Raw genomic sequence first — 11,830 nt, 5'->3', positions numbered from 1 at the left:
GCGGTCACACTCAAGCTCCTCAAGGGAGCGGTCACGGTCCACGAGTCGAGTCACCGACCGATCGTCCCATGGCAGATCTCAAACGCGGTCTCAGTTCGGCGCGCGGCAGCCCGCTCCCCCGTTCGCCCGGAATATCGCAGTATCCTCGGTTCCGGAATTCCTGAACCGAGGAATCCAGTTCTGAATTGCCCAAGACAGGATCAAACGGCAAGAATATGGAGCCATGCCTGACGGGGCGTCAAATTGGCGTATTCTCCAGATCGGGATATGGCTCCTCGGCAATGACCGTACGCTCCCGGTGAACGCGGTGATTCTCCTGCGAACTGGAGTGTGCGCATGCGCCCTACCCGTCGTGACGTTCTGAAGTGGGGAGCCGGTGCCGGTGGCCTCGCCACCGCCGCGGTGCTCGGCATCCCGAGTACGGCCGGGGCCGCGAGCTGGGCCTACCGGTCCTGGATGGGCTCGCTCTCCAGCGGCCTGCCCCTCACCGGCCTGACGATCCCCGGCACCCACAACACCTGCTCCACCAGCGGGATACCCGCAGCCAAGTGTCAGGACTGGGACCTGCTGACCCAGCTCGGCAACGGCATCCGGTTTCTCGACATCCGCCTGAACGGCCTGGCGGGGACCAGGAACGAGATGGGCCTCTACCACAGCGACATCTACATGAAGAAGCGTTACCAGGACGTCCTCAACGACTGCGACTACTTCCTCCGCGGCAATCCGGGAGAGGTGATCGTCATGCGGATCAAGAACGAGTACGCGGGCGGCAACAAGCTCGACTCGGAGGAATTCAAGCGCCGTTTCAACTGGTACCTGGACGACCCGTCCATGGGCTTCCGTCCGCTCTTCTGGACCAACCCGTCGTGGCCCACCCTGGGACAGGCTCGCGGGAAGGTCGTGCTCCTCACCGACTTCACCCACGATTGGGCCACCCTCAGGTGGAGCGACCACTGCGACATCCAGGACCAGTACAACGTCCCCGACGACGCTAAGAGGAAGGCGATCGTCGCGCAGTTCGACGCGGCCTTCTACGACCAGGGCACGTCCAAGATGTTCATCAACTTCACCAGCACCGCCAAGGGCCCCATCCCCGATCCCTCCATCGGGGCCAAGAAGATCTTCCCCAGCGTCTACGCCTACCTGGACCCCCGGAGGAATCAGCGAGCCCGCTTCGGCATGGTGCCGATGGACTTCCCCAACTACCGCACCGACATCCTCGACCTCCTGATCGACAAGAACTTCATCTGAGGATCGTCCCGTAGCCGCTGCTCGCGGTATCCGCATCAGTCGCAGACCGCGTCGTCCACCATCCAGGTCCCCCGCTCACGCTCCAGCTCCGACGGAGATCCGCGAAGGGTGCCGTGCTCATCGTGCACGGCACCCTTGTCCTCACCCACGACCAACGCGGTCGCCGAGCAGTCCGAGGACTACGGCATCGCCCGGCCGCACACCCTCGCACTCGCGGGCGGAGGCGATTCACGAGTGTCGGCTCCTGGCAGTCGGCCACGACCCGGCAGTCCATCGCCTCGGTCACCTGCCGGGCACGGACTCCCCGAGCACCTCCCCACCGACCTGTCGCGCCAGCCACTCCGCCCGGGGGAGATCCCCGAACTTGGAAAGGTGCACGAACACCGTGTGTTCATCGGCGGGAAGTTCCCCGTCGAGATCGAGGCTGTTGAACACGACTTGGACCGCCTCGTACTTCGCGTACGCCTGGAGATCGAGCTCCGGTACGTCCGGCCAGCTGCCGTCCCAGTAGATCGAGGCGGGGCCACCCCCCAAGGTCCGAACGAAAAGATCCTCCAGCTCGTCATTCACCTGCGTCTCGACGTCCACGCGGAACGGCAGCAACGTGACAAGCCCGTACGAATCCCTGGGCAATGTGTCCGCCCGGTACTCATGAGTCCACTGGTACGAGTCGAACGGCAGGCCTTCTGCGATGTAGACGGCCTCGGGCAGAACATCCAGCATCCGCCACACGTCCTCGGCCGTTTGCAGCTCAGCGGTCAGCTCGACAACCGGATCCCGCCTCTCCATCAGCGAGCACAGACGCCGTGCCAACGCGAGCGCGTCCGCTGCGCCGGTACTCCTGAACAGGGGATACGCCGTTGAATTACCCATGATCGCCACCATGCCACAGCCGCCGTCACCGGCCCCAGGCGCATGATGCGGAGCACCCGAGGGCAGCTCTCGGACGAGCCCTTCGACCGCTCGCGCCACCGGCGGAGCGACAGCCGACCGATCCGGCACGAGCCAGGCCGTCCAGACCGTCCGGGGTGTCAAGACCGTCCGGGTCTCCGAGGGTCTCTTCCTCGGACGCCGCACGGGCCCGCTGCGCACCCCGTCTCCTCCCACCCTCCGACGTCGGAGGGAGACCGCGCCTCGGACCGGGCCGCCGTCGGCCCGGGCCACACACCACGGACCACGGACCACGGACCACGGACCACGGACCACGGACCACGGACCACGAGCCACTGTCGGCGGGTACCGTACGCCCACCGGGTGAGCCGGGTCGACGGCCGGTCGTAGCCGGGCCCGCGCTCCCGTCCACGGGAGGCGCTGTCATTCCCGTACCCCGGAATCCGACGGGAGCTCGGCGGCGACCGGGCAGGACTTCACCGCGCACACGTCACAGCCCAGCTCGCTCCGGGTGAGGAGGTCAGGGGCGCGGGGCGGTACGGGGACGCCCCGGCTTCCGTCGTACTGGAGGAGGAGCAGGGCCGAGTCGTCGTCCGCGCCCGCCCGCGCCGACGCCGTGTGCGCGCGCACGTCCTCGCCCAGGAGGCTCAGGGCCTGGGCCGGAGTGCCGTGCCTGAGCCGGTCGGTGCGCTCGTCGAGGGGGTAGAAGGCCCCGGACACGTCCCGGGCCTCGGTCAGTCCGTCGGTGTGGAAGAGGATCCGGTCGCCCGGCCCGAGGGTGTCCTCGTGGCGGCCCGGTCGCAGCCCGTCCAGGTGTCCGAGGCCCAGGGGCAGGCCAGGGTCCCGGGGTTCCGCCCGCTGGGTGCCGCCGGAGGCGCGGAGCAGCAGGGGTGCCGGGTGGCCGTAGTTCAGGGTGGTGATCCGGCCGTCGCCGGTCACCTGGGCGAGTACGGCGGTGGCGAACCGGTCGTCCCCGGCGCGGCGCGCGAGGGCGCAGGACAGTCTCAGCCCCACCTCGTCGAGGTCCTGGGAGACGGCCGCGCTCTCCCGGAACGCGGCGAGCAGCGCGGCGGCGGCACCGGCCGCCTCCAGCCCCTTGCCCTGGACGTCGCCCATGAGGACGCGGACCCCGTCCCGGACGGGCACGACGTCGTGGAAGTCACCGCCGATGCTCGCCTCGTCCGCCGCGGACCGGTAGGAGGCGGCGATGCGCACCGCCCCTTCGCGGGAGGCGGGGACGGTGGGCAGGATGGCCTCCTGTGCGGCGTGCGCGACCTCGGTGACGACCTCCAGGCGGCGGGTGTGGCGCTGCTTGACCCGGGCGGCCAGGGCGCAGAAGAGGGTGACGAGCGCGATGGTCACCAGGCCCATGACTCCCCGGCTCGTGGGGGGCACGCCGTCGTGGTGGGCGAGCAGCAGCGCCGCGAGGAGGGCGACGGCCCCGGTGCCGAGCACGGCGGCCGCACGGTTGCGGACGGCGGCGACCGCGGGGCCGATGGCGTAGGCGGGAGGGAGTCTGACCTCGTCCATGGCCGTCGCGTCGAGCAGTGCCACGGCCATGACCGCGCCGACTCCGTAGCCGTCGACGAGACCGAGGACCTGGCGTCGTGGGGCGTTCATCTCTCCTCCGGGGGATCGGGGCGCCCCCTCATGGAGTGGGGCGGGCGCGGCACCGGGACCGGTTCTCGCATCCCTGCCCCCTCCCTGCTGAGTGCGGCCGACAATAATCAGCGGATCATCCGCTTTTCAATGCTTCAGTCGCTAATCAGGACTTTGGTCCTTTATCCACGGAATGCGCTGGAGGGGTCGCGTCGGCGAGGCTCGGCCGCGTACGCCCTGTGGTCGTCGGCCCCGGGGCGCGGGACGGCGTCGCCCGGCGGTACGGGCGAAGCCGCCGGGACACGTCTCGGGCGCGCCGGCCGCCGGGCGCGCGGAGCGGCTCGACGGCGATGGTCCGGTCCGGGGCACCGGGATCCGCCCGGGACCGGCACCCGGTTCCGGATAGGTGTGGACGCGTCGGACAGGTGGCTCAGACACATCCACTCAACACAGGCCAACCTGTGGTGGCGCGATACGTCGCCACCTCGGTCGCCTACGGTCCGCAGAAACGTCGTCACCACAGGTCACGGGGCATATGGCCGTCCCCTGGGTGTCATCGGGCGGTCGGACGGCGGTGGATCAACCTTCAAAGGTTGACCACGAATTCCACTCATCCACCCTCCAGAGGGGCCTCGATGGTCTAGATTGACCGTGCTTCAGATGATCGGACACGAGGCGACAAAAGATGATCTACAGGCCCTGCGCCTCGGAATACCAGCGACAACGCCCCTTGCGCCACACATAGGGGCGATCAATTCCCGGAGACCGGGTGAGGTCTCGGGTGCGGGGAGCACCCGGGGTTTCGACGGAATCCGGCACACCTCCTTTATCCGGCGGCCGTACCAGTGCGCCGCCGGCCGGGGTGTCCATGACGCACTGCGGTAATCAGCACGTCATGCGCGGAGGCCGATGACCTCCCGCGCGGAGGAACGGCGCGGCACGGGGGGCGGGGGCCTCCCGAGGGGAGGATCGTGCGGGAGGCGGGGGCCTCCGTGGGGGGAGAAGAACCGTGTGGAGCCAACACGTCGAATCCACTGGAACCCTGGGGGGGTCCGTGCAGCAGGGGGAGTTAGTCAGCCCGTTTCCATCGGCGCGCGGACCGCTGGAGAACGGGCCGATCAACCGGGCGGTCAGACAGCCCGCGAGCGACTGGGAGCAGCGGTACCGCCGTGCGGTGATCCTCAGTGACACCGCGGCGACCGCCTTCGTCGTGGCGGCCATAGGGAACTTCTTCGGGGCCCGGGACGCGGCCAACTGGCACGAGAAGTGGGGAATTCTCGCATTCGGCACCGAACTGCTGGTGCTGGGCGCGCTCGCGGTGACGAGATCGTGGGCTCCGGCCGTTCTCGGCCAGGGCGCCGAGGAATTCCGGCGTCTCGGACGCTCACTGTTCACGGCGACCGTCGTACTGTCGCTGGGGGGAATAGCCCTCACCTCGCGGAATATCAAACTGTGGATCTTCGTGGCGATTCCCGCGATCGCACTCGTGACCATGACCGAGCGGTATCTCCTCCGTCTCTGGCTGCACAAGCAGCGGAAAGAGGGGCGGTGCCTGCGGCCCGTGCTCGCGGCCGGGAGCCTGGCCACCGTGCGGGACCTGATATCGCGGACCCGTAAGTTCCCGCACCTGGGCTGGCGGGTCGAGGCGGTGTGCACCGCGGGCAGTCCCTCGCTCGAAGGCGACCAGCTGGACGGCGTGCCGGTCGTCGGCAGGCTGGGCGATGTCGCGGGGCACGTCCGGCGCGACGGCTACCGGGTCGTCGCGGTCACCCCGGACCCGCACTGGTCGCCGGACCGGCTCCAGCGGCTGGCCTGGAACCTGGAGGGCAGCGACGCCGAGATGGTCGTGGCGCCGGTGCTCATGGAGGTGGCCGGACCCCGGCTGCACGTCGACGCGGTGCTCGGGATACCGCTGCTGCGGGTCAGCATGCCGGCCTTCACCGGGGGCCACCGGGCCGTCAAGGAGGTCGTCGACCGGCTGGGCGCGGCGGTCCTGCTGATGCTGTTCTCCCCGCTGATGCTGCTCGTCGGGCTGCTCGTCCTGGCGGACAGCCGGGGCGGGGCGGTCTACCGCCAGCGCAGGGTCGGCAAGGACGGGCGCGAGTTCACCATCCTGAAGTTCCGCACCATGGTCTCCGGGGCCGACCGGGCGCGGGCCGCGCTTGCGGACCGCAACGAGGGCGCGGGTCTGCTGTTCAAGCTCCGCAGGGATCCCCGGGTGACCCGGGTGGGGGCGGTGCTGCGCCGGTACTCGATAGACGAACTCCCGCAGCTGTTCAACGTGCTCACGGGGTCGATGTCGCTGGTCGGCCCCCGGCCCCCGCTGCCGGAGGAGTCCGCCGCGTACGCCCCGGACATCCGGCGGCGGCTGCTGGTGAAACCCGGGCTCACCGGTCTGTGGCAGATCAGCGGACGCAGCGACCTGCCGTGGGAGGAGGCCGTGCGGCTGGACCTGCGGTACGTGGAGGACTGGTCGCTCGCCCTGGACGCGGTGATCCTCTGGAAGACGATGCGGGCGGTGTTCTACGGGCAGGGAGCTTATTGACGCACGGGGGGGCGTCGTCAGTCAGTGCGCGCACGGCGGGCCACAAGGGTCTGCCCTGGGGGAGGAACGGAACATGAGGGTCAGCGTCTTCGGGCTCGGCTATGTGGGTTGTGTGTCGGCCGCGTGCCTGGCCAGCCTCGGGCACGAGGTCATCGGAGTGGACGTCAGCCAGGTGAAGGTCGACCTGGTCAACGACGGCAAGGCGCCGGTCGTGGAGGAACGGATCGGCGAACTGATCGCCGAGGTCGTGGAGGCGGGGGCGTTACGCGCCACCGCTGACGTCCACGAGGCGATAGCGAACAGTGAGGTGTCCCTGATCTGCGTGGGCACGCCGTCGGAAGCCAACGGCAGTCTGTGCACCACCTTTCTGGAGCGGGTCACCGAGGAGATCGGTGCCGCCGTGGCCGAGCGGGGCGGGCGGCAGACCGTCGTGTTCCGCAGCACCATGCTTCCGGGCACCTGTCTGAACCTGCTCGTGCCGATCCTGGAGAAGTACGCCGGCGGCACCGCCGGAGTCGACTTCGGGGTCGCGGTCAACCCGGAGTTCCTCCGCGAGGGCACCAGCGTCCGGGACTTCTTCGACCCGCCCAAGACGGTGATCGGCGAACTCGACGCGGCGAGCGGCGACACCGTGGCGGCGCTGTACGAGGGGCTGCCCGGCGAGGTGTTCCGGGTCCCGGTCCCGACGGCCGAGGCGATCAAGTACGCGGACAACGCCTTCCACGGCCTCAAGATCGGCTTCGCCAACGAGCTGGGCGCGGTGTGCCAGGCGCTCGGGGTGGACTCGCACCAGGTGATGGACGTCTTCCTGGCGGACCGCAAGCTGAACATCAGCCCCGCCTATCTGCGGCCCGGCTTCGCCTTCGGCGGCTCCTGCCTGCCCAAGGACCTGCGCAGCCTGGTCCACGCGGCCCAGCGGGCCGACGTCTCGGTGCCCATCCTCGCCCATGTCCTGCCCTCCAACTCCGATCACCTGCAGCGCGCGGTCGAACTGGTCGAGCGCACCGGGAAACGGCGGGTGGGCATGTTCGGCCTGTCCTTCAAACCCGGCACCGACGACCTCCGCGAGAGCCCGCTCGTCGAGCTGGCCGAGCGGCTCTTCGGCAAGGGGTACGACCTGCGGATCTACGATCCCAACGTCAACCTGTCCCGGCTGCTCGGCGCGAACCGCGAGTACATCGAGACCCGGCTGCCGCATCTGGCGCAACTGCTCGCGGACTCCGTCGACGAGGTCCTCGACCACGCCGAGGTGTGCCTCGTCGGGACCACCGATCCGGCCGTGCACGCGGCGCTCCCCCACGGCGACGGTCCGGTGATCGTCGATCTCGTCCGCCTTCCCGACGCCGAGGCGCGCCGGGCCGAACCGGGGTACATGGGCCTTGCCTGGTGACACGAGCGGCGACGGGCAGGGCCGTCGCGCGCTGATCCTGGTGGAGAACCTGTCGGTGCCGTTCGACCGGCGGGTGTGGCAGGAGTGCACGACGCTCCGTGACGCCGGGTGGGAGGTGCACGTCATCTGCCCCCGGGGGGAGAAACGGGACACGGAACCGGAGGCGGTGATCGACGGCGTACACATCCACCGCTATCCGCTGCGCGCGGCCACCGGAGGACCGGCCGGGTACCTGCGGGAGTACGGCTCGGCACTGTGGCACACGCTCCGGCTGGCCCGCCGGGTCGGCCCGGTCGACGTGGTGCACGCCTGCAATCCGCCGGACCTGCTGTTCCTGCCCGCGCTGTGGCTGAAGCGGCACGGGGCACGGTTCGTCTTCGACCAGCACGACCTGGTGCCCGAGCTGTACCTCTCCCGGTTCGACCGCGGCGAGGACCTGCTCTACCGGGCCGTGTGCGCCCTCGAACGGCGGACGTACCGGGCGGCGGACATCGTGCTCGCCACGAACGAGAGCTACCGGGACGTCGCGCTGCGCCGTGGCGGGCGACGGCCGGAGGACGTGTTCGTGGTGCGCAGCGCGCCCGACATCGACCGCTTCCATCCGGTGCCGCCCGAGCCCGAGCTGAAGAACGGCAAGCCGCATCTGCTGTGCTACCTCGGTGTGATGGGCCCCCAGGACGGGGTCGACTACGCGCTGCGGGCCCTGGCGAAGCTGCGCGACGAGCTCGGAAGGACCGACTGGCACGCGGTGTTCGTCGGCGGCGGCGACGCCTTCGACGCGATGGTGGAGCTGTCCCGGCGGCTGGGGCTCACGGAGCACGTGCGGTTCACCGGGCGCGTACCGGACGCCGAGCTCGTGCGGTACCTGTCCACGGCGGACGTGTGCCTCTCCCCCGATCCGCGCAATCCGCTCAACGACGTGTCGACCATGAACAAGGTCCTGGAGTACATGGTGATGGGCCGGCCGATCGTCTCGTTCGACCTCCGCGAGGCCCGGGTGTCCGCAGGTGAGGCGGCCGTCTACGCCGCCGACGACGACGAGGGCGAGTTCGCTCGGCTCGTCGCGCGGCTGCTGGACGACCCGGAGGAGCGGGCCCGGATGGGCAAGATCGGCCAGGAGCGGATCAGTGGCCCGCTGGCCTGGCGCAACTCCCAGCGTGCGCTGCTCGCCGCGTACGCCGCCGCCTGCCGTGACCAGGTCCCGGTCTCGGCGGGCGGCCCGGTACGAAAGGGAAAAAGGCACCGCCGTTGAGCGATGACACGATACGCCTGGTCACCATCGGGCGGATTATCCGTCGGCGCCGACGGTTCCTCATCACCCTCGCCGTGGTCGGCGCGCTCGTCGGCTACGGCACCTCCTGGCTGCTCCCGCCCCGGTACACGACTTCCGCGTCGGTGCTGCTGCCGGGCGCCTGGGAGGAGCGCGAACTGATGACCCAGGCGCAGATCGCCATCAGTTCGGTGGTGCTCGACCGCACGGCCACCGCCCTCGGCCTGCCCGGGGTCGACGGCGAGGAGCTGCGCGACCGGGTGGGCGCCGGAGTCGCCGACGGCAACATCATCAGGATCTCCGGCACGGCGGACACCCCGGAGGGTGCCCAGCGGCTCTCCGACCAGGCGGCCCAGCAGTTCGTCACGTACGCCGCCCAGGTCGTGGGTGCCGACACCGACCCCGAGGCCGCCACGCGCCCCGAGGCGCTGCGGAAGCTGGTGGAGCGGACCAGCCTCCGCATCACGGAACTGGCCGACGGCGCCGGGAAGGGGCAGTCGGTGGAGAGCGTGCAGACCCGTACGGAGCTGGCGAAGCTCCGGACGGCGCTCCAGGACGCCGTGGACAAGCTCAACCGGGCCGACCAGCCCGCCGTCAAGGCGAACATGGTCGTCATGGGGCCGTCGACCCGGCCGACCGGGGAGGCGCCGCCGACGAAGACGCAGCTGGTCGGCGTCGGAGCGGTCCTGTTCTTCCTGGTCGCGGTCCTCGGTCATCTCGCCACCGCGCGGCTGGGCCGTCGTCTGCGCACCGAGCCCGAGATCGCCGCGGCGCTCGGCGCGCCGAGCCTCGGCACCGTCGAGGTGCCCGGTGAGCGGCGGGCGGACCGGACGAAGGGCGCCGGCCCCCGGGTGCTGGCGCGTCGGCTCCTCGGCATCGACGTCCGATGGGACCTGCCCACCCCGCTGACCGGTGACGAGGCCAGCGGCCGGATCCGCTACCGGCGGGTGGGCGCCCGTCTCCGGGAGCAGGTCCCGGCCCCGCTGCGGCTCCTGGTCGTCGTCCCGGAGGGTGACGAGCCCGCGCGCAGGGCCGCCGCGGAGCTCGCCGCCGAGACCGCCGCCGGTGCTCCGGGGGGCGTGCACCGGGAGCACCGGGTGGTGGAGGTGTCGGTGTCCCAGCCGATGGTGCGGGACCGCGACGACGAGTCGGGGGCGGTGGTGGTGCTCAGCGCGGGCAGCTGGACGGCCGGGGAGCTGTCCGGCATCGGCGAGGCGTGCGCGGACGCCGGGCACGGCGTCGTGGGCGTCGTCGTCGCCTGCACGGTCCGGGCCGCTTCGGCACGGTCCGCCGACCGCTCCCGGAAGAAGGGCGCCGCCCCGGCGCCCTCGGCCGACGCGCGGCCCGCTGGAGGTGCCGAGTGACGACGAGCCCGGCCCAGGAACCCACCGCCCCCACCCCGCTCCTCGACCTCCAGAGCCTGGTGGTGGCCGTACGGAGGCGGCGACGCCTCTGGTCCGCCGTGGCGCTGCTCGGGCTGCTCGCCGGAGCGGCCCTCGCGGTCCTGCTGCCGCCGCCGCCCACCGCCACGGCCAAGGTGCTGGTCGCCCACCAGGAGGACCAGCCGAACGACCCCGGAACACTCATCCGTACCGATGTCGCCCTGCTGCACACCACACGCATCGCCGGTGCGGCCCTGCGGTCCCTCGGGTCCAGCGAGGAACCGGAGGACTTCATGCGGGACTACGAGGGCGCGGGGCTGACCAACAACGTCCTCCAGATCACGGTGACGGGCGCGACCGACGCGGAGGCCGTGGCCCGGACGCGGGCACTGGCCGACGCGTTCGTGGTGGACCACGTACGGCGCATACGGGAGGTCTCGAACGCCGAGGCCAAGGCCTTCCTCGACCAGCGCGACCGGCTGCGGAAGGACCTCGCCCAGGTCAACAAGGCGATCGGCGAGGGAACGGCGACGAACGGGACGAAGGCCTCGGCGGACATGGAGTCGCTGTTCGCCCGCCGGGCCGAACTCAGCTCCCAGATCGCGGACTTCGCCCAGCGGGCGGCCAGTGCGGGGATCGGCACGCCCCGGCTCGTCGCCGGGACGCAGATCGTGGACGCCCCGCGCGTGGTGCGGCACTCCCTGCCCAGGACCGCCGCCACCAACGCGGCGGTCGGGCTCGCCCTGGGGCTCGCGCTCGGGCTCGCGGTGGCCTCGGTCGGCGCGGTGGTGGCGGACCGCCCCGTGCTGCGCCGGGACGTCGCCGCGCACCTCGGCGCCTCCGTCATCGCCGAACTCCCGCGCAGTGCGCCCCGGCTGTGGGGCCGCCGACGGGACCGGGAGGCACGGGAACGGCTCACCTCGTCCCTGGCGCGCACCCTGCGCCGCACCACCGAACCGGTGTCGCTCCTCGAACTGGGCTGCGCGGGCGCCACCGGCACGATCGCCCTGGACCTCGCCGGGGCCCTGGGGGCGGAGGGACCCGTGGTCGTCGTCGACGCCCTGCCCCGCCGACGGCTCGCCGACCGGCGCGCCGAGCAGGGCGGCCCGACCGTGGTCAGGGACGAGGGCGCCCCGGCCGTACCCGGCCAGGAACTACGGATCGGGGTGGGCACGGTGGCGCCCGGCACCGCGTGGACCGACCTCCAGCACCTCGGTGCGCAGACCGTCCTGGTCGTACGGGCGGGGCACGGCAGTGCCGCCTGGCTGCACACCGTGGCACGGCAGCTGGCGGACCAGCACATTCCGGTGATCGGTGTGGTGCTGATCGACCCCGATCCGCGCGACCGTACCGACGGCACGCTGTGGGACGGGCTCGACACCGCGCTGCGCGGTCGGCGAGACAGGACGGCGGGACAGAACGGTACGGGACGGCATCGGACGGAACGGCTGCCCATGTGGGCGGCACGGGTCCCGGACAGCGACCAGGAGGCGCGCTAGCAC

Annotated in this window: 8 protein-coding genes; 6 read left to right on the top strand and 2 right to left on the bottom strand. The window is 71.1% G+C overall.

Going from position 1 to position 11,830, the window contains the following annotated elements; translation table 11 throughout:
• Positions 1-336 precede the first annotated feature (336 nt).
• The gene (locus tag ACIRQY_RS30870; RefSeq protein WP_403931155.1) at positions 337-1,251 is read left to right on the top strand and encodes a phosphatidylinositol-specific phospholipase C; all 915 of its coding nucleotides are present in this window, start codon (positions 337-339) and stop codon (positions 1,249-1,251) included.
• Between the two features lie 282 nt (positions 1,252-1,533).
• On the opposite strand, the gene ACIRQY_RS30865 is transcribed toward ACIRQY_RS30870, so the two are convergent.
• Complete coding sequence (locus ACIRQY_RS30865; RefSeq protein WP_403931153.1) at positions 1,534-2,136, bottom strand: hypothetical protein; 603 nt, start codon at positions 2,134-2,136, stop codon at positions 1,534-1,536.
• Between the two features lie 429 nt (positions 2,137-2,565).
• A complete protein-coding gene (locus ACIRQY_RS30860; protein WP_403931151.1) occupies positions 2,566-3,762 on the bottom strand; it encodes a PP2C family protein-serine/threonine phosphatase in 1,197 nt (398 codons plus the stop codon).
• Positions 3,763-4,795: 1,033 nt separating this feature from the next.
• On the opposite strand from ACIRQY_RS30860, the gene ACIRQY_RS30855 reads away from it, so the two are divergent.
• The 5 genes from ACIRQY_RS30855 to ACIRQY_RS30835 all read left to right on the top strand — a co-directional run bounded on the left by ACIRQY_RS30855 (position 4,796) and on the right by ACIRQY_RS30835 (position 11,827).
• Positions 4,796-6,286, top strand: a complete 1,491-nt coding sequence (locus ACIRQY_RS30855) for a sugar transferase (RefSeq protein WP_351784340.1) — start codon at positions 4,796-4,798, stop codon at positions 6,284-6,286.
• Positions 6,287-6,359: 73 nt separating this feature from the next.
• Positions 6,360-7,676, top strand: a complete 1,317-nt coding sequence (locus ACIRQY_RS30850) for a nucleotide sugar dehydrogenase (RefSeq protein ID WP_351784338.1) — start codon at positions 6,360-6,362, stop codon at positions 7,674-7,676.
• On the top strand, positions 7,666-8,928 hold the full coding sequence (locus ACIRQY_RS30845) for a glycosyltransferase family 4 protein (protein ID WP_403931148.1): 1,263 nt from the start codon (positions 7,666-7,668) through the stop codon (positions 8,926-8,928). The genes ACIRQY_RS30850 and ACIRQY_RS30845 overlap by 11 nt, the downstream gene beginning before the upstream one ends.
• Positions 8,925-10,310, top strand: coding sequence for a polysaccharide biosynthesis protein (locus tag ACIRQY_RS30840; protein WP_403931147.1), 1,386 nt, complete (start codon positions 8,925-8,927; stop codon positions 10,308-10,310). The genes ACIRQY_RS30845 and ACIRQY_RS30840 overlap by 4 nt, the downstream gene beginning before the upstream one ends.
• Positions 10,307-11,827, top strand: coding sequence for a Wzz/FepE/Etk N-terminal domain-containing protein (locus ACIRQY_RS30835; protein ID WP_403931145.1), 1,521 nt, complete (start codon positions 10,307-10,309; stop codon positions 11,825-11,827). Before ACIRQY_RS30840 ends, ACIRQY_RS30835 begins: the two co-directional genes overlap by 4 nt.
• Positions 11,828-11,830 lie beyond the last annotated feature (3 nt).

This window comes from Streptomyces sp. NPDC101490, assembly GCF_044767145.1.
Lineage (GTDB): Bacteria > Actinomycetota > Actinomycetes > Streptomycetales > Streptomycetaceae > Streptomyces.
This window is presented reverse-complemented; position numbering and strand designations above follow the sequence as displayed.